This window comes from Pseudomonas sp. ICBG1301 (genome assembly GCF_016918385.1).
Classification (GTDB): domain Bacteria; phylum Pseudomonadota; class Gammaproteobacteria; order Pseudomonadales; family Pseudomonadaceae; genus Aquipseudomonas; species Aquipseudomonas palleroniana.
Window position 1 is genome coordinate 80,583 of sequence record NZ_JAEKGB010000011.1, and the last position, 19,674, is coordinate 100,256.

The following is a 19,674-nucleotide window of genomic DNA, read 5'->3' on the forward strand; positions in this document are numbered from 1 at the left end:
ACCATGCTTTCCAACCCCAATATCGATCTGGTGTCGCGCTTTCTTCGATTGCCTCTGGAGCAGCGCCAGCAGTTCTACCAGCGCTTGCAAAGCCGTGGCATGAGTTTCGCTCAACTGCCGATTGCCCCCACGCGTCACGATGCCGAAGTGCTGCCGTTGTCTTACGCCCAGGAGCGCCAGTGGTTTCTCTGGCAACTGGACCCAGAGAGCGCCACCTACCACCTACCCGGTGCCCTGCGTTTGCAGGGGCGCCTGGACCTGACGGCACTGCAGCGCAGCTTCGACAGCCTGCTGGCCCGTCACGAAAGCCTGCGCACCCGATTGGTCGAGCAGGGCGAACAGGTGCTGCAAACGGTGCTGCCCGAGGCGCAGGTCGAGATCCATCAGGCGTGCATTGAAGAAGCGCAGTTGCTGGCCTTCGTGGAAGCGGAAGTCGCACGGCCGTTCGATCTGCACCAGGCGCCGCTGTTGCGGGTGACCCTGTTGCAGTTGGCTGAAGACGAACACGTGTTGGTGATGGTGCAGCATCATATCGTCTCAGATGGGTGGTCGATGCAGGTGATGGTCGAGGAGCTGGTGCAACTCTACGCGGCCTTCAGCCAGGGCACTGAGCGGCAATTGCCGGCGCTGCCGATCCAGTACGCCGACTACGCCCTGTGGCAACGCGGCTGGATGGAGGCGGGGGAGAGAGCGCGTCAATTGGCGTACTGGCAAACTCTGTTGGGCGGCGAACAACCGGTGCTGGAACTGCCCCTGGACCGCCCGCGCCCTGCCCAGCAAAGCCATCGCGGTGCGAGCCTGCAAGTGCACCTGCCTGCGGCGCTGGTCGCGGGCCTCAAACGCCTGGCGCAGCAAGAGGGCGTGACGCCGTTCATGTTGTTGCTGGCGTCGTTCCAGACCTTGCTCTATCGCTACAGCGGGCAGTCGGATATCCGTATCGGCGTGCCGATTGCCAACCGTAACCGCGTCGAGACCGAGCGGCTGATCGGCTTTTTCGTCAATACCCAAGTGCTCAAGGCCGACCTTGACGGGCAGATGACCTTCGCCGAGCTGCTGCAACAGACCAAACGCCGCGCCCTCGAAGCCCAGGCCCACCAGGACCTGCCATTCGAGCAACTGGTGGTGGCCTTGCAGCCGGAACGCAGCCTGAGCCATAACCCGTTGTTCCAGGTGATGTTCAACCATCAGACCGACGCCCAGGGCGGCCGCGACGGCCAGCAACTGCCGGGCCTGCGCGTGGTGGAGCTGGACTGGGACAACCACACCACCCACTTCGACCTGAGCCTGGACACTCATGAGTCCGCCGAAGGGTTCTGGGCGGCGCTGACCTATGCCACCGACTTGTTCGACGCCGCGACGATCACGCGTCTGGCCGAGCATTGGCAGAACCTGCTGGCGGCGATCGTCAGCACGCCTCACTGCCGTCTCGCGGAACTGGCCATGCTGAGCACCGCGCAAACCCACGCGCTGCTGCACGACTGGAATGCCCCGGCGACGGCCGCCGAACCCGAGGCGGTGCATCATCGGTTCGAGGCCCAGGCCCAGGCTCAACCCGAGCATCCGGCGCTGGTGCTGGATGACCAGGTCATCAGCTACGGCGAATTGAACCGGCAGGCCAACCGTCTCGCGCACTACCTGATCGACCAGGGCGTCGGCCCGGAAGTGTTGGTGGGCGTTGCCGTCGAGCGCTCCTTTGCGATGGTGGTCAGCCTGCTGGCGGTGCTCAAGGCCGGGGGGGCCTATGTGCCACTTGATCCGCAGTATCCCCGTGAACGCCTGGTGCACATGCTTGAAGACAGCGCCGCGCAACGGGTGCTGACCCAATCCCACTTGCGCCCGCGCCTGCCGTTGCCGGCGGGGCTGGCGGCATTGGACCTTGACCTTGCCGACAGCGCATTGGCGCAGTACAGCGACGAGAATCCGCAACGGGCTTTTGAACCGCAGAGCCTGGCCTATGTGATCTACACCTCCGGCTCCACCGGCAAACCCAAGGGCGTTGCCATCAACCATGCCGCCTTGAGTGAGTTCGCCGGTATCGCGGCGCATTATTCACGGCTGGTCCCGAGTGACCGGGTGTTGCAGTTCGCGACCCTGAACTTCGATGGTTTCGTCGAGCAGCTGTACCCGGCGCTGACCCTGGGTGCCAGCGTGATTCTGCGCGGGCCGCAGCTGTGGGACGGCGCCGAGTTGTACCGGCAGATCATCGCCCAGGGCATTACCCTGGCCGACTTGCCAACCGCCTACTGGAAGCTGTTCCTGCACGATTGCCTGGCCGCCGGACCACGCAGTTATGGGGCGTTGCGCCAGATCCATATCGGCGGCGAAGCCATGCCGCTGGATGGGCCGATGGTGTGGCAGCGGGCGGGACTGGGCCATGTGCGCCTGCTCAACACCTACGGGCCGACCGAAGCCACGGTGGTGTCCAGCGTGCTCGATTGTACCGACCCCGCCAGCGTGGTTGGCGTCACGGCCAGCCCGATTGGCCGTGCACTGCCTGGGCGCGGCTTGTATGTGCTGGACGGAGACCTGAACCTGCTGCCGACCGGGGCCGTGGGCGAGTTGTATATCGCCAGCACCAGCGGTTTGGCCCGTGCCTATTTGCAGCGCCCGGGCCTGACCGCCGAGCGTTTTGTCGCCGACCCGTTCGGCGCCGCCGGCGAGCGCCTGTATCGCAGCGGCGACCTGGCGCGTTATCGCGCCGACGGTGTGGTCGAGTACGTCGGGCGTGTCGACCACCAAGTGAAAATCCGCGGTTTCCGTATTGAACTGGGGGAGATCGAAGCCTTGCTGCTGGCCCAGGACAGCGTGCGCGAGGCACTGTTGCTGGCGGCCGACAACCAACTGTTGGCCTATCTGGTGCCGACGCAGCCATTGTCCGAAGCCGAGCGCGTAGCGGCGGGCGAGCTATTGATGCAAACCCTGCGCGAGCATCTGCCGGACTACATGGTGCCCGCGCACCTGATCTTCCTTGACCGCATGCCCCTCAACCCCAACGGCAAGCTGGACCGCCAGGCGCTGCCCAAGCCGGACGGCAGCCCGCTGCAGCAGGCATGGCTGGCGCCGGTCAGCGCGTTGCAGCAGCAAGTCGCGGCAATCTGGGCGGATATCCTGGGTGTCGAGCGGGTCGGTTTGAACCAGCACTTCTTTGAACTGGGCGGGCATTCGCTGCTGGCAATGCAGGTGGTATCGCGTATTCGCCAGGCGCTGGGCCTGGAAGTGCCGCTCAAGGCGCTCTTCGAACACCCGCGCCTGGAAGCCTTCGTGGCCGCGATGCAGGTCCAGGACAACAGCGCGCCAACGGCTCCGGCCTTGTTGCCGGCCGGTCGCGAACAGCCGTTGCCGCTGTCGTACGCCCAGGAACGGCAGTGGTTTCTCTGGCAATTGGAGCCCCACAGCGCGGCCTATCACATCCCCAGCGCACTGCGTTTGCACGGGCAGTTGGACCATGCCGCGCTGCAACGCAGCTTTGACACGCTGCTGGCCCGTCATGAAAGCCTGCGTACCCATATCCGCCAGGAGCATGCAGGCGCGGTGCAGGTGATCGAGGCGTTTGCGAGGTTGCCCATCACCCAGGTGGATATCGATGAAACCCAGCTCAAGGCGCGGGTCGAGGCAGAGATCGCCCAGCCGTTCGATCTGCAACAAGGCCCATTGTTGCGCGTGACCTTGTTGCGCCTGGCGGCGGACGAACATGTGTTGGTGCTGGTGCAGCATCACATCGTCTCCGATGGCTGGTCGATGCAGTTGATGGTCGAGGAACTGGTGCAGTTGTATGCTGCTTACAGCCAGGGCCAGGACTTGCAGCTGCCGGCGTTGCCGATCCAGTACGCCGACTATGCCGTGTGGCAGCGCCAGTGGATGGATGCCGGCGAGAAGCAGCGTCAGTTGGCGTACTGGCGCGACGTGCTCGGCGGTGAGCAAAGCGTGCTGGAGTTGCCGTTCGACCACCCGCGCCCGGCAGTGCAAAGCCATCGCGGTGCGCGCCTGGCTATAGAACTGGCGCCGGCGTTGACGGTGGAGCTCAAGGCGTTGGCCCAGCAACAAGGCGTCACGCTGTTCATGCTCTTGCTGGCGTCGTTCCAGACCCTGTTGCACCGCTACAGTGGCCAGGAAGAGATTCGCGTCGGCGTACCGATCGCCAACCGCAACCGCAGCGAGACCGAACGCCTGATCGGTTTCTTCGTCAACACCCAGGTGCTCAAGGCCGATCTGCACGGCCAGATGAGTGTCGAGCAGTTGCTGCAACATACCCGCCAGCGGGCGCTGGAGGCTCAGTCGCATCAGGATTTGCCGTTCGAGCAACTGGTCGAAGCCCTGCAGCCGGAGCGCAGCCTTAGCCACAACCCGCTGTTCCAGGTGATGTTCAACCACCAGACCGATGTCGGCCAGGCGCAGGTGCAGCAGCAACTGCCACGCCTGCGGGTTGAAGGCCTGGAGTGGGAAAGCAAGACCGCCCACTTTGATCTGGACTTGGATATCCAGGAGTCTACCGAAGGTATCTGGGCGACCTTGGGGTACGCCCAGGACCTGTTCGAAGCCGCCACCGTGCAACGCATGGCCCGGCATTGGCAGAACCTGTTGCAAGGCATGGTCGCCAACCCTGCACAACCCCTGAGCCAACTGCCGTTGCTGGATGCTGCCGAGCAACAGCAGATTCTCGAACGCTGGAACTGCACCGATTCCGGCTTCTCGGCCGAGCGCCTGGTGCATGAACTGTTCGCCGACCGCGCCCGAGAGAACCCCGACGCCGTTGCAGTGAAGTTCGATACGCAAACCCTGAGTTATGGCGAGCTTGACCGCCAGGCCAACCGCCTGGCCCATGCGCTGATCGCCCGTGGCGTGGGGCCGGAAGTGCGTGTGGCCATCGCCATGCCGCGCAGTGCCGAAATCATGGTGGCCTTCCTGGCGGTGCTCAAGGCCGGTGGCGTGTACGTGCCGCTGGATATCGAGTACCCGCGTGATCGCCTGCTGTACATGATGCAGGACAGCCGCTCCCAGCTGTTGCTGACCCATTCGGCGGTGCAGCATCGGTTGCCGATTCCCGACGGTTTGCAAGCCCTGGCAATCGACGAGGTGTCGGTGTGGGCAGATTACAGCGACAGTGGGCCGCAAGTGACGCTATACGGCGACAACCTGGCCTACGTGATCTACACCTCCGGCTCCACCGGCCTGCCCAAGGGCGTGGCGGTGTCCCATGGGCCGTTGGTGGCGCACATCATCGCCACCGGCGAGCGCTATGAAACCGGGCCGACCGATTGCGAATTGCACTTCATGTCCTTCGCCTTCGACGGCTCCCACGAAGGCTGGATGCACCCGCTGATCAACGGCGCCAGCGTGCTGATCCGCGACGACAGCCTATGGCTGCCGGAATACACCTACGAACAGATGCACCGTCACAAGGTGACCATGGCGGTATTCCCGCCGGTGTACCTGCAACAGTTGGCCGAGCATGCCGAGCGTGACGGCAACCCGCCGGCCGTGCGTGTGTATTGCTTTGGCGGTGATGCGGTGGCGCAGGCGAGCTATGACCTGGCCTGGCGTGCACTGCGCCCGACCTACCTGTTCAACGGGTATGGCCCGACGGAAACCGTGGTCACGCCGCTGTTGTGGAAAGCCCGTCAGGGCGACCCGTGCGGGGCGGTGTATGCGCCGATTGGCACGCTGCTGGGCAACCGCAGCGGTTACGTGCTCGATGCGCAGTTGAACCTGCAACCCATCGGCGTGGCGGGTGAGTTGTACCTGGGCGGCGAGGGCGTAGCGCGGGGTTACCTGGAGCGTCCGGCGTTGACCGCCGAGCGTTTTGTGCCGGACCCGTACGGCAAGCCCGGCAGCCGCGTGTATCGCAGCGGCGACCTGACCCGTGGACGCCCGGACGGCGTAGTGGATTACCTGGGGCGTGTCGATCATCAGGTGAAGATCCGTGGTTTCCGCATCGAACTGGGCGAAATCGAAGCGCGCCTGCGCGAGCAGGACAGCGTGGGTGAAACCGTGGTGGTGGCGCAGGAAGGCCCGACCGGCAAGCAACTGGTGGCCTATGTGGTGCCCCTGGACCCGACCCTGCTGGACGACGCCGTGGCCCAGTCCAACGGCCGCGAAGCCCTGCGTCGCGCCTTGAAAACCCGCCTGCCGGACTACATGGTGCCCACGCATCTGCTGTTCCTCGAACGCATGCCGCTGACGCCTAACGGCAAGCTGGACCGCAAGGGCTTGCCGAAGCCGGATGTGAGCCAATTGCAGCAGGTGTATGTGGCGCCCCAGAGCAAGCTGGAGCAGCAGATCGCCGCGATCTGGGCCGATGTGCTGCGCTTGCCGCAGGTGGGGCTGCACGACAACTTCTTCGAACTGGGCGGTGACTCGATCATTTCGATCCAGGTGGTCAGCCGCGCGCGTCAGGCCGGCGTGCGGTTCACGCCCAAGGACCTGTTCCAGCACCAGACCGTGCAGAGCCTGGCTGCCGTGGCCCGTGAAGGCGAGGGCGCGGTGCAGTTGGACCAGTCGGCGCAGACCGGCGCGTTGTTGCTGCTGCCGGTGCAGCAGGCGTTTTTTGCCGATGAAATCCCCCAGCGTCACCACTGGAACCAGTCCGTGGTGCTGCAGCCCCACCAGCCATTGCAGGCGTCGCTGCTGGTCGCGGCCTTGCAAGCGCTGATTGTGCACCACGACGCCTTGCGCACGGCATTCGTCGAGGACGCGGCGGGTTGGAACGCGACGTATCGCGAGCCGCAGCTGCATCAGGCGGATCAGCTGTTGTGGCAGACGTCGCTGAACCAGGTCGAGGAGCTCGACGCCCTGGGCGACGAGGCCCAGCGCAGCCTTGATCTGGCGGCCGGCCCCTTGCTGCGTGCGGTGCTGGCGCAATTGCCCGACGGCTCCCAGCGCTTGCTGCTGGTGATCCACCACCTGGTGGTGGACGGCGTGTCCTGGCGCATCCTGCTGGAAGACCTGCAACGCTCTTATCAGCAGCTCGCCCAAGGTGCCCCAGTGGTCTTGCCGGCCAAGACCAGCGCCACCCGCGCCTGGGCCGAACGCCTGCAAACCTATGCGCGCAGCGCGGCGCTGGAGCAGGAGCTGGGCTGGTGGCAAACGCAGTTGCAGGGCAGCCCGACCGATTTGCCGGTGGCTGACCCGCACGCCAGCTTGAGCAACCGCCTGGCGTTGAGCGTGAGCACCCAACTGGACGCGAACGATACCCGTCGTTTGTTGCAAGACGCGCCGAGTGCCTACCGGACCCAGATCAACGACCTGCTGCTGACGGCCCTGGCCCGAGTCATCGTGCGCTGGACGGGTGAGGCGTCGATGTTGATCCGCCTGGAGGGCCATGGGCGCGAAGACCTGTTCGACGAGATCGACCTGACCCGTACGGTCGGTTGGTTCACCAGCCTCTATCCGCTGCAACTGGTGCCGGCGGACTCCCTGGCCGCGTCCCTCAAACAGATCAAGGAGCAACTGCGCGCGGTGCCCGACAAGGGCCTGGGGTTTGGCGCGCTGCGCTACCTGGGTAATCCCGAGGCGCAACAGGCGCTGGCCGCCTTGCCGCGCCCACGCATTACCTTCAACTACCTGGGGCAGTTCGACGCCAGTTTCGACAGCGGCGAGCAAGAGGGGCTGTTCGCGCCCTCCGGTGACGCCAGCGGTGCCGAGCAGAGCCCCGATGCACCCTTGGGCAACTGGCTGGAGATCAACGGCCAGGTGTACGGCGGCGAGCTGAAGTTGAACTGGAGTTTCAGCCAAGCCATGTTTGACGAAGCGACCGTGCAGCAACTGGCCGACGATTACGCCGCGCAACTCAAGGCGCTGATTGATCACTGTTGTGAGCCGGCCAGCCAGGGCGTGACGCCATCGGACTTCCCCTTGGCGCGGTTGTCGCAAGCGCAACTGGATGCCTTGCCGCTGAATGTCGGTGAGGTCGAAGACCTGTATCCGCTGTCGCCCATGCAGCAAGGCATGTTGTTCCAGTCGTTGTATGGCGCTGGGTCTGGGGATTACATCAACCAGATGCGTATCGATGTGCAGGGCCTGGACGTCCCGCGTTTTCGCCAGGCGTGGCAGGCGGCGGTCGACCGTCACGAGATCCTGCGCAGTGGTTTCCTCTGGCAGACCGAGCTTGAGCAACCCTTGCAGGTGGTCTACAAACAGGCCTGCCTGCCGTTTACCGAACTCGATTGGCGCGAGCGTGCAGATAGCGCCCAGGCGCTGGATGACAGGGCGCAGGCCGCCAGGACCCAGGGTTTTGTGCTGGAGCAGGCGCCGTTGTTGAGCTTGTCGGTGGTGCGTACCGCAGCGTCGAGTTATCACCTGATCTACACCAACCACCATATGTTGATGGACGGCTGGAGCGGTTCGCAGCTGTTTGGCGAAGTGTTGCAGCAGTACGCCGGTGAAGCGTTGCCGGCGCCGACCGGGCGTTACCGCGACTACATCGCCTGGTTGCAGGCACAGGACAAGGCGGTCAGCGAAGCGTTCTGGAAGGACCAGCTGGCAAACCTGCGTGAGCCGACCCGCCTGGCCCGTGAGGTGCGCGACGCGCAACCTGGGGCCAACGGCGAATACCGCCTGAGCCTGGATGCCGCGCAAACCGAACAGCTGAAAGCCTTCGCCCAGCGCAACAAAGTGACGCTCAATACCTTGGTGCAAGGCGCCTGGCTATTGCTGCTGCAGCATCACACCGGGCAGGCCACGGTCGCCTTCGGTGCCACCGTGGCCGGGCGCCCGGCGGAACTGCGCGGCATCGAGCAGCAGGTTGGCTTGTTCATCAACACCCTGCCGGTGGTGGCGACGCCGGACGCGCAATGGACGGTCAGCCAGTGGCTGCAACAGGTGCAGGCACAGAACGTGCGCTTGCGTGAGCAGGAGCACACGCCGTTGTTCGACATCCAGCGCTGGGCCGGGTTGGGCGGCGAGGCGTTGTTCGACAGCATCCTGGTGTTCGAAAACTACCCGGTGTCCGAGGCGCTGGAGCAGAGCGCGCCGTCGGGGCTGAGCTTTGGTGCGGTACACAGCCTGGAGCAGACCCACTATCCACTGACCGTGCTGCTGGCGATTGGCGATACCTTGGGCCTGGAGTTCAATTACAACCGCCAGTGCTTCAGCGCACCGCACATTCAACGCCTGGCCGAGCACTTCCAGCAATTGCTGCAAGCACTGGCCGGCGATGCCTCGCAGCGCCTTGGTGCATTGCCTTCACTGGCCCGCGACGAGCGCGAGCAGGTGCTGCTGGGGTGGAACGCCACGGCCGAGACTTATCCGCTGGATCAGGCGGTGCATCAATGGATCGAGGCACAGGTGGTGCGTACGCCGCAGGCGCCGGCCGTGGTGTTTGGCGGGCAGTGCCTGAGCTACGCCGAGTTGAATGCGCGAGCCAACCGCCTGGCCCATCGCTTGATCGCCGAGGGTGTCGGGCCGGACGTGCTGGTCGGGCTGGCGCTGGAGCGTTCGCTGGAAATGGTGGTGGGCCTGTTGGCGGTGCTCAAGGCCGGCGGCGCCTACGTCCCGCTGGACCCGGAATACCCGCGTGACCGGCTGGCCTACATGCTCGAAGACAGCGGCGTGGCCTTGTTGTTGACCCAGGGTCACCTGCTGGCGCAATTGCCGATCCCCCAGGGCGTCCAACACCTGGTGCTGGAGCCGGGTGACGCCTGGCTGGCGGACTATGCCGAGCACAACCCAGGCATTGCGGTCGATGGCGAAAACCTTGCCTATGTCATCTACACCTCCGGTTCCACCGGCCAACCCAAGGGCGCCGGCAATCGCCACAACGCCCTGACCAACCGGTTGTGCTGGATGCAGCAAGCCTATGGCCTGGATGCCGGTGACAGTGTGCTGCAGAAAACCCCGTTCAGCTTCGACGTGTCGGTGTGGGAGTTCTTCTGGCCGTTGATGACCGGCGCGCGCCTGGTCGTGGCAGCGCCGGGAGATCATCGTGACCCGGCCCGGCTGGTCAAGTTGATCAACGCCGAGACCATCACCACGCTGCACTTCGTACCGTCGATGTTGCAGGCATTCCTGCAGGATGCGGCGGTTACCTCGTGCCATAGCCTGCAACGCATTGTGTGCAGTGGTGAAGCCTTGCCTGCGGATGCCCAGCAGCAAGTGTTTGCCAAGCTGCCGGATGCCGCGTTGTACAACCTGTATGGCCCCACCGAGGCGGCTATCGACGTGACCCACTGGACCTGTGTGGAGGAGGGTCGCGATGCCGTCCCGATTGGTCGACCGATCGCCAACCTCGCTTGCTACGTGCTGGACGGCAACCTGGAGCCGGCGCCGGTGGGCGTGTTGGGCGAGTTGTACCTGGGCGGCAAGGGCCTGGCGCGGGGTTATCACCGCCGTCCGGGGTTGACCGCCGAGCGCTTTGTGACTGACCCGTTCGGCAGCGGCGAGCGGCTGTATCGCACCGGTGACCTGGCGCGTTATCGCGACGACGGCGTGATCGAATACGCCGGGCGCATCGACCACCAGGTGAAGCTGCGCGGCTTGCGGATCGAGCTGGGAGAAATCGAGGCGCGCCTGCTGGAGCGCGCGAGTATTCGTGAAGCGGCGGTGCTGGCGGTGGATGCGGCTTACCTGGTGGGTTATGTGGTGCTGCAACAGCCAGAGGACGACTGGAAGGGCGCGGTCATGGCCCATCTGGGCGCGCAGTTGCCGGACTATATGGTGCCGGCGCAGTGGGTGGTCCTGAGCCAGATGCCGTTGAGTCCCAACGGCAAGCTGGATCGCAAGGCCTTGCCCAAGCCCCAGGCCCAGGGCGCCGAGCGCTATCAGGCGCCCCAGACCGAGCTGGAACAACAGGTGGCGGCGATCTGGAGCGACGTGCTGGGTGTGGAGCGGGTTGGGCTGAACGACAACTTCTTCGAGCTGGGCGGCCATTCGTTATTGGTACTGATGCTCAAGGAGCGGATCCGCAAGCTCAGCGAGGTCGATTTGTCCATCAGCCAATTGATGCTCAACCCGACCGTGCGCGGCCAGGTCAACTGCTTGCAGGGCGACACGCGTCGCTCGCTGATCGTCAAGCTCAACAGCCAGACGCAAGGCACACCGCTGTTCATGTTCCACCCAAGCTTCGGCTCGGTGCATTGCTACACCGCGATTGCCCTGGCACTCAGGGAGCAGCGTCCGGTGTTCGGGGTGATCTGCCGCGCACTCGCCGAAGCCGGTACGCCGGTGCCGCCGTGGCAGGCGATGGTCGAGGATTACACGGCGCAACTGTTGGCGGCGCAGCCCCAGGGCGCCTTCCGCCTGGCAGGCTGGTCGCTGGGTGGCAACCTGGCGATGGAAGTCGCCTATGGCCTGGAGCAGGCCGGGCGCGAGGTTGAGTTTGTCGGCTGGATCGACTCGGCACCGCCGCAATGGCTCAAGCCGTATTGGGATGCGGTGGTAACCCAGGATGATCGCGAGGTCTCGGCCAACGAGCGACGTGCGGCCTTGCTCGGGGTGATGTTCCCGGCCTTTGCCGAACAGATCCAGGACGCCTGGCAGGCGTGTCAGCGCGAGGCTGAGGACCGGCAGTGGTCGGTGTTCGTCGCCTGGGCCGAACAGACCCTGGGCGAAGCCTTCACGGCGATCAAGGAGGAGTTGCTGCGTGGCAATGAGGCGCAGATCTCCTGGGAGGTTGACCGGGCCCTGAGCGAACGCATGACGGCATCCGACTTCAAGCCGATCAAGGCCCCCGTGAGTTGCTGGTGGGCGTCCATGAGCCGGGCAGGGCGCTTCAAGGACCTGATCGAGCAGAGCATGGCGACAGTGATCGGGCAGGGGCGCATCGAGCGTTCGGTGATGATCGATACCGACCATGACGGCATCATCGACAGCGCCGCGTTCATCAGCAGCCTGGTGGCCGCCATGTAGCGAGCGGGCTCGCCCTAATGCCAGTCGGTTAAGGCTTAACGCGGTCACGGTGGGAGGGGGCTTGCTCCCGATGGCGGTGTGTCAGTCACGGTTTCTGAACCTGGCACACCGCCATCGGGAGCAAGCCCCCTCCCACAGGTTGTCCATCGTTCGTTCTATCGCTTAACTGATTGGCAGTAGGGCCAGCCCGCACAAGGTTCGGTCGCAAGGGGGCAGGTATAAAAAAACGCCCGATGAAAGCAGGGCTCTCATCGGGCGTTTGTTCGACCACGCTGGGTGGTCAAGGGCTCAGGTCAGAAGTCCCAGCGGGTGCTGACCATCACGTTGCGCGGCTCACCGTAGGCGGCCGAGTTATAGAAGCCCACGTTGGTGTAGTAGGACTTGTCGAAGATGTTGTTGAAGTTGACGGTTGCCGACAGGTTCTTGGTGACCTGGTAGCGTGTCATCAGGTCCACCAGCCAGTAGGATTCCTGGGTAATGTCCTGGTTCTGGTTGAGGGGTTGGTTCCAGACCTCTTGCCAGCCCTTGGTCTGCCAGCGCACGCCGCCGCCGATGGTGAACTTGTCGAGGTCACCCTTGAGCTTGTAGGTGGTGTTCAGGTTGACCTGGTGCTCGGGCTCGAAGGTGGAGATTTTCTTGCCGTCGTCGTCACGCACGATCTTGTGGGTGTAGCCGCCCTGGACTTGCCAGCCCGGGCTCAGCTCACCGGAAATTTCTGCCTCATAACCCTTGGTGACCGCCTTGGAGCTCTTGAACGCGTAGTTGTTCGGGGTTGGCGTCTGGTTGTTGTAGGCGTCGTCCGAGATCGGCCGGTTGGTCTCGTGCACTTCGAAGTAGGCGATGCTGGTGTTCAGGCGGCCGTCGAAGAACTCACCCTTGAGGCCCAGCTCGTAGTTTTGCCCTTCGTCCGGGTCCAGCAGTTTGCTGTCGCGGTCCTTATAGGTGCTTTCCTGGGGCTGGAAAATATCGGTGTAGCTGGCGTACGCGGAGAAGTTGTCGTTGAGGTCGTAGATCACCCCGGCGTAAGGGATGAACCGCCCGGTTTCCTTGTACGAAGGGTTATTGCCGGTGACATGGTAGTTGGCCACGCGCCCGCCGAGGATCACGTTCAGGTCATCGATCACGTTCAAGCGTGTGGTCACGTAGTAGCCGTTCTGGCGGATAGTGTCGTCGATGTACTGCTGCACCGGCCCGTAGATTGGCCTGCCGAGCTTGCCGTTCCAGTTGTAGAAATCGACTTTGTTGCCCTGCGGCCATTCCGGCGACCAGTAACCTTTGCCCTGCCAGCGCGAAGTACCGATCGAGCCGCCCACCACCAATTCATGTTCACGACCAAAGAGGCTGAACGGCCCGGTGGCATAAAGATCGGCCGAGGTGCTTTTGGTTTCACCCGTGTATTTCTGTCCGTTGATCTCGGCGGTGCCGTCGGCGGCCGGCTGGACGAACTGAATCGATGCAAGATCAGCGTGGTAGCCGTTGATCTTGTGATCCAGTTGCAGTTTGGTCACCCAGCCGTCACCCAGGTCATGCTCGAGCATGGCGAAGGCGGTACGGGTGTTCTGCTCCCATGAACTCCAGGTGGTACCGTTGTTGTAGGAGCGCGGCATCTTGTTGATGCTGCCGTTGGAGTTGACCAGCGGGAACGCGCCGGACCAGCTGGAACCTTTCGGAATGTTGTCCTGGTAGTCGAAGCCGACGGTCAGCATAGTGTCCGGGGACAGGTCGAATTCGGTGATGCCGTAGTAGGTTTCGGTCTTGCGCGAGTAGTGGTCCATGAAGGACTTCTTGTCCTGGTACGCCGCCACCGCCCGGCCACGCACATTGCCGCTCTCGGTCAAGGGGCCGCTGACATCGACTTCACTGCGATAGTTGTCCCACGAGCCTGCGCCCACGGTCACATGGCCCTTGAAGTCGGCGGTGGGCTTCTTGCGGATCAGGTTGATGGTCGCGCCCAGGGAGCCTGCGCCGTTGAGCAGGCCGGTGGCGCCCTTGAGGATTTCGATACGGTCATAGATCGCCATGTCGCTCAGGGTATTGCCCGCCGAGTAGCCGACGTTGCGCACGCTGGACGGAATGCCGTCGTACTGGAAACTGTTGACCGAGAAACCCCGGGAGTAGTAGTTGGTGCGGTCGGTGTCATAGGCCGACACGGTGATGCCCGGGGTGTGGCGCATCACGTCATCGACGTTGTTGAGGCCGAAGTCTTCGATGTGCTGGCGGGTGACCACGGTGATCGACTGTGGGGTCTGGCGTGGCGTGAGGGTCAGGCGCGTCGCGGTGGCGATGGTGCCTGGGGTGTAGGAGCCGGAGCCCTCGGTAATATTGCCCAGCACGTTACCGTTGACCTGAGTGGGGCTCAGCTCCAGGGCAGTGGTGTCGCCGGCAGCAGCAACGGTCAACGCATTACCGTTGAGGCTGTGGGTGGTCGATGTGCCCGCCAGCAACTGGTCAATGGCTTGCTGTGGCGCCATCTTGCCCTTGACCGCACGGCTGTTTTTGCCCTGCACATCGCTGGGGCTGTACAACACCTGCACGTTGGCCTGGCGCCCGAATTCCTGGAGTGCGCTCCCCAGCGCCTGGGCAGGAATATTCAACTCGATCTCCTGAGCCTGCACATAGCCTGCGATCGGCAACGATACTGCCAGGCCCAAGGCGCTTGGAAGAAGGTTGATGTTCAGGGCCCGGCGCATGGTTAACGCCTTGCTCAGTGGGCTGAGGCCGAGTCGTGCTGGCATGGATGCTTTCTCTTCTAGGTTTTAAGTGGGCAAATTCTAGGTGTTAATTGAGGCTGGTTCTCATTACCACTAGTGAGACGTTCCTACCTCAGAAAACCGGAAAACAAAATTCACGCCGGTTCCAGCGCGTGCACCACCTGGCCGGCACGCAAGCGCACCAACTGGTCGGCGATATCGAAATAACGGTCGTCGTGGCTGATCACGATGATGGTTTTGCCCAGGCGCTTGAGGTCCGGCAGCAGCTCGGTGTAGAAGATCCGGCGGAACGCCGGGTCCTGGTCGGCGGCCCATTCGTCGAACACTAGCACCGGGCGCTCCTCCAGCCAGGCGTTGACCAGGGCCAGGCGCTTGCGCTGGCCGGTGGACAGGTCGGTGGTGCTGAACACGCCATCCTTGACGCTGACCTTGTGCGCGATTTCCAGGCGCTCCAGATATTTGGCGGCACTGTCCAGCGACTGCGTGGCGCTGCCCTGCACCAGGTCATCGAACAGGTAATAGTCGGAGAAGATCGTGGTGAACAGCTGGCGATAATCGTCGCGCTCGGGGTCGGTCACGGTCTCGTCATTGAGGCGGATTTCACCCGACTGCGGGGTGTACAAACCCAGCAGCAGTTTGATCAGGGTGGTCTTGCCGCTGCCGTTTTCGCCGACGATAAACACGATGTCGCCTTGCTTGATGCTCAGGTTGATCGGCCCCAGGTGGAACGGCGCGCTACCCTCGACCGCCGGCGGGCTGTAGCTCACATTGCGCAGTTCCAGGCTGTTGACCATCGGTTTGGGCGCCTCGCTGTCATCCATCAGCAGGTGCGGCTCGGGCGAGGAGAAACGCTCGGACAATTCACTGATACGGCCAAAGGCAATCTTCGCCTTGCCCACCACCGGCAGGTAACCCAGCAGATGTTCCAGGGGGCCTTTCATGTACAGCAGCACCAACACGAAACCGGTGATCACCGTGGGATCCGGGTTGGGGTTGTATGCCTGCATCGCCAGGGCCAGGCCGATGACCACGAAGAACAGCATCGAGCCGAAGGTCTTGGCCAGGATATAGATGTTGACCGAGCGCACCTGGATGTCGCTGATGCGGTCGGCGGTTTCCTGGATGCGGTGGGTGTTCATGCGAAAACGCCGTGGGCGGTGCATGCGCAACTCCTTGGCGCCGGAGGCAATCGCGTTGTAGTAACGCTGCAATTCATCCTCATGGCTGCGCGCCAGGTCGAAACCCTGGATGCCTTTGCCGCCGGCAATGAACTGCACGGCGCTGCCGATGATGATCGCCACCACCATCATCAGGAACATCGGCACCGACAAGTAGGCCAGGTAGCCCAGGCAACCGAGGGTGACCGTGGCGGCGATGGCCAGCGGGGTGAATGCAAAGGAAAAGTCGCTGATGGTGTCGACATCGTGGGTCAGCACCGGGATCAGGCGGTGGGAACGATAGCGTTCGATCTGCCCGATGGGCGCCGACAACACCTTCTCGCCGAGGTCTTTGCGCAGGGCGGCAATGATGCGCTGCCCGACGTAGTTGGTGCCGATGTCCGAGATGATCGAACTGACCAGCGCCACAACACACAGCGCCGCAAAGGTCAGCACCACGCCCTGGGTCATGCCGTTGGCCGAGTGCAGGGCATTGTTGATGGTGGCCAGCAGCAGGGTAATGGCCAGGCCGCCCGCCATGCCGAGGGCGACGGAGACCGTCACGATCATACGAAAGGGCCTGAGCAGGGCGAGCAGGCCATTGAAGGCGCCGCGTTTGGGGTCGGTCATAAGTACATCCCGGAGAGTGAAAAGAGGGGCTGGGCACACAGACCCTTACCCCTGACAAACGAAGCGTCGGCGCAAGGATTTAGCTCGGCGCGCCGGGCGGCGGCCACGCCGGATAAATTGCCGCGACGCTGGTTCGTTCTTGTGCTGTAGGCGCACGTGTATCCACGCGCTGCGCAGTCCCCTCAGCGAGAGCGAAACAATGACGAAAAAGAACCTGGTTTATGTGTGGTCCCTGAGAAATGCCGCCGCCGACAAGGCCGGGCAGCCGGTGGCCTACAAGGACCACGAGCGCTACATGAAGTCGGTGCTGGAGTTTCTGGTGGGATCCCTCAATGACACGCCGCTGGGCCAGCGCTACAACCTGGTGGGCGTGGTATATGACGATGACGAGCAGAACCCACGGGACCAGCAACTGGTCAGCGACTATGGCTTTGCCTACCAGCCTGGCCGCCAGTGGTTGTACCCGGCGGACTTGCGGGTGCAGGGCACGCTGGTCAACGACCTGCTGCTGAGTGTGCCGTCCACCTACCGTCGCTTGCCGCGTGGCAGCGCGGAACATATCGCCGGCAAGCAGGATTTCGAGCGTCGCCTGCACGACACGCTGGTGGAGTTGAAGGCCGATATCGTGGTGCTGGACGGTTTGCTGGTGATCCTCGATGAGCTGGTACGCCCCGGCGCGCCGTTTGCCCGACGCATCATGAATATCCACCCCGGCATTACCCGCCTCGAGTCGCCCTATGAGCGCCGTGGCGCCTATGCCACCTGGAATGCGTTGTACGGAGCGCGTGGCCAGGCGGTGGTGGATTGGGCGACCAAAGAGACCAAGCCTTGCGAACCGCTGTACCTGACCGGTGCGTCGTTCCACTACGTGGACAACGGTATCGACTCCGGTGAAGTCTTCCACGACGTGCTCAACACCGAGATATCGCCGCAGGACACCATCCTTGAACTGCGCTGGAACAACTTCAACAACAGCTTGTTCCCGGCGTTGCATGAAGGGCTGGAGCGGTTGGCGCAGCAGGGCTGAACTTGCATGTGACCCAAGTGTGGGAGGGGGCTTGCTCCCGATGACGGTGTGTCAGGTTCAGAAACCGTGACTGATACACCGCCATCGGGAGCAAGCCCCCTCCCACAGGGGATTAGAGTGTGCGCTAGAGATCACGCACTACGCGAAACCCGATCCAGTCGCCCCGCGTCTGCGGGTAGATGTTGTTGCGGTTGCCCGAGCGCGAGAATACCGGTGCTTCGCCCCAGTCATTGCCGCGGATCTGGTAGGACTCGCAGTTCGGCTCCATCCAGGCGCTGCCGTCGGTCGGGGCGCCGATGTAGTTGGGGTGTTCGCAATCGGCGACCCGTTCGTAGACGTTGCCGTGCATGTCATACAGACCAAACGCATTCGGCGGGTAGCTGCCCACCGGCGATGAATAGCTGTAGCCGTCCGCCGGGCCATAGGTGTTGGCATGCTGGGCGATGCTGTAGCCCTTGCCTTCATCGAACGGGAAGGGGAATGGCCCGGTGGAGCCGGCGCGGGCCGCGTATTCGCGTTGGGCTTCGCTGACCATGTGGTATTGCTGGCCGGTTTTCTTCGACAGCCAAGCCACGTAAGCCTTGATGTCGTCCATGTCCATGCACACCGCCGGCTGGCGCGGCCCCTGGGGGTAGCGCGGTTTGCTGGCGATGCATTCACGACCAGGGCGGTCGTCACCATTGGCGATCTTGACGCCGGTCTGGCGGACGTAGCTGTCCCATTCGCCGGCCGTGACCTGGAAGCGGCTCATGGCGAACGGCTTGGCAAAGGTCACTGCATGCATCGGGCCTTCATCGGGCTCGCGGCCGACTTCGTCTTCCGGTGTGCCCATGGTGAACGTGCCGGCGGGCAGTACCACCATTTCCGGGCAGTCCTTGCAGTCCTTGAACACTTTGCCGGGTTGCGCGGCGGCGGCCTGGGCCAACCCCGGCAGCAAGGTGCTGCACAGGGCGGTCAGCGCCAGCGTGGTCAAGGGTTTGAGTCGCAATGCAATCATGGGGACGCCTCGTTCAAAGGAAGAATGGGAGTCACAACCGCTGGCTCAGCACGGTCATGAAACGGTGTATCTCATCCGAGCTGTTCAGCAGGCCGGGGGAGGTGCGGATCACCGGGCCGACATCACGGTCGACCGCGTCGATGACCACGCGGTTTTTCATCATGTGCGCGGCCACCGCATCGCTGTCCTGGCCCTTGACCCGGAAGAACGTAAACCCTGCCGACAGCTCGGGGCTGCGCGGTGTGACCAGCTCGATTTGTGGGTGAGCCAGCAGCTGGTTCTTCAATTCGCTGTTGAGGGCATGGATGCGCGCCTGCACCGGCGCCTTGCCCAGTTGCAGGTGCAGCTTGAACGCCTCGTCGGCCGCCCAGCGATGCTCGAAGGCGTGATAACCGCCGGGCGTCATGGTGGTGGCGAAGTTGGTGTCTTCGGAGAAGGTCGGCACCATCGGCGTGACGTACTTGTTCTCGGTTTCGCGGGCGCAGACCAGGCCGGTACCGCGTGGGCCAAACATCCATTTGTGCGTGCCGGCGATGAAGAAATCGCAGTGCATGTCCGGGAAGTTGAGGTTTTCCACGCCGAAGCCGTGTACGCCATCGATCACATACAGAATGCGGTCCTGGTCGTCACGGTTGCGATTATGTTCCGCCACCAGTTTGCCGATCTCGCCGACCGGCAGTTTCACGCCGCTGCCCGATTGCACCCAGGTCATGCCGAGTACGCGGGTGTTGGGGCGCAGGTTGCGCTGGATATTGCCCAGCACTTCATCTGCGGACACCTGGCTGGGGTTGTCGAACAGCGCGATGCGGCGCACCTGGGTGCCTTGTTTCTGCACGCGAAAATCCAGGCTGTTCTGGGTCGCGTAATGCTCGTGCACCGTCGTCAGGATTTCCTGGTCGGCACGCACCTTGATCCCGCCGTAGATCATCGCCAAGCCTTCGGACGTGCTGCCGGTCAGGGCGATCTGCGCCGGTGTGGCGTTCAGGTAGCGCCCGGCCCATTCACGGACCTGGCCTTCGCGCTTCCAGGTTTCCTGCAGGTCCCAGTCCATCGCCAGCCCGGGGTTGCGGTCGATCTGCATGCGGTAGCGCTCGATGGCGTCGCGCACGGGCTTGGGGTGTGACGCTACCAGGAAGTTGGAAAAGTGCAGGTAATCCGGGTCCTGGTTGAACAGTTGCTTGAGTCCCGTCCATGGGTCGTTCGCCAGCGGTGTGGCTGGTGCTGCCAGTGCCTGTGGCAGCAGCGGCAGGCCGGCGGCGAGTACGCCGGCCTGCTTGAGAAAAGTACGGCGGTTGGTCATGGACTTACTTC

6 protein-coding genes are annotated in these 19,674 nt (G+C 63.4%); 2 read left to right on the forward strand and 4 right to left on the reverse strand.

The annotated features are described in order from the left end of the window. Positions 1-3 precede the first annotated feature (3 nt). Complete coding sequence (locus JBE38_RS23260) at positions 4-11,841, forward strand: non-ribosomal peptide synthase/polyketide synthase (RefSeq protein ID WP_205345219.1); 11,838 nt, start codon at positions 4-6, stop codon at positions 11,839-11,841. A gap of 293 nt (positions 11,842-12,134) precedes the next feature. On the opposite strand, the gene JBE38_RS23265 is transcribed toward JBE38_RS23260, so the two are convergent. Next, positions 12,135-14,576 (reverse strand): TonB-dependent siderophore receptor, encoded by a 2,442-nt coding sequence (locus tag JBE38_RS23265; protein WP_205345220.1) that lies wholly within the window; start codon positions 14,574-14,576, stop codon positions 12,135-12,137. 110 nt (positions 14,577-14,686) lie between these two features. Next, on the reverse strand, positions 14,687-16,339 hold the full coding sequence (locus JBE38_RS23270) for a cyclic peptide export ABC transporter (protein ID WP_060755324.1): 1,653 nt from the start codon (positions 16,337-16,339) through the stop codon (positions 14,687-14,689). A 199-nt stretch (positions 16,340-16,538) separates the two neighbouring features. Here JBE38_RS23270 and JBE38_RS23275 point away from each other — a divergent pair, with 199 nt between their 5' ends. Continuing rightward, the gene (locus tag JBE38_RS23275; RefSeq protein ID WP_060755323.1) at positions 16,539-17,366 is read left to right on the forward strand and encodes a N(5)-hydroxyornithine transformylase PvdF; all 828 of its coding nucleotides are present in this window, start codon (positions 16,539-16,541) and stop codon (positions 17,364-17,366) included. A 124-nt stretch (positions 17,367-17,490) separates the two neighbouring features. Here the strand turns inward: JBE38_RS23275 and pvdO are convergent, their stop codons facing one another. Both pvdO and pvdN read right to left on the reverse strand, forming a co-directional pair. Next, positions 17,491-18,363 carry a dihydropyoverdine dehydrogenase gene (gene pvdO, locus JBE38_RS23280; protein WP_090371665.1) on the reverse strand — a complete coding sequence of 291 codons (873 nt, stop codon included), beginning with the start codon at positions 18,361-18,363 and terminating at the stop codon, positions 17,491-17,493. A 31-nt stretch (positions 18,364-18,394) separates the two neighbouring features. Continuing rightward, on the reverse strand, positions 18,395-19,663 hold the full coding sequence (gene pvdN / locus JBE38_RS23285) for a pyoverdine-tailoring periplasmic protein PvdN (protein WP_090371664.1): 1,269 nt from the start codon (positions 19,661-19,663) through the stop codon (positions 18,395-18,397). Between the last annotated feature and the right edge of the window lie 11 nt (positions 19,664-19,674).

Excerpts from the sequence above, each read along its gene's own strand:
- JBE38_RS23260 (WP_205345219.1), top strand. The coding sequence starts at position 4 with ATGCTTTCCAACCCCAATATCGATCTGGTGTCGCGCTTTCTTCGATTG.
- JBE38_RS23265 (WP_205345220.1), bottom strand. The coding sequence starts at position 14,576 with ATGCCAGCACGACTCGGCCTCAGCCCACTGAGCAAGGCGTTAACCATG.
- JBE38_RS23270 (WP_060755324.1), bottom strand. The coding sequence starts at position 16,339 with ATGACCGACCCCAAACGCGGCGCCTTCAATGGCCTGCTCGCCCTGCTC.
- JBE38_RS23275 (WP_060755323.1), top strand. The coding sequence starts at position 16,539 with ATGACGAAAAAGAACCTGGTTTATGTGTGGTCCCTGAGAAATGCCGCC.
- pvdO (WP_090371665.1), bottom strand. The coding sequence starts at position 18,363 with ATGATTGCATTGCGACTCAAACCCTTGACCACGCTGGCGCTGACCGCC.
- pvdN (WP_090371664.1), bottom strand. The coding sequence starts at position 19,663 with ATGACCAACCGCCGTACTTTTCTCAAGCAGGCCGGCGTACTCGCCGCC.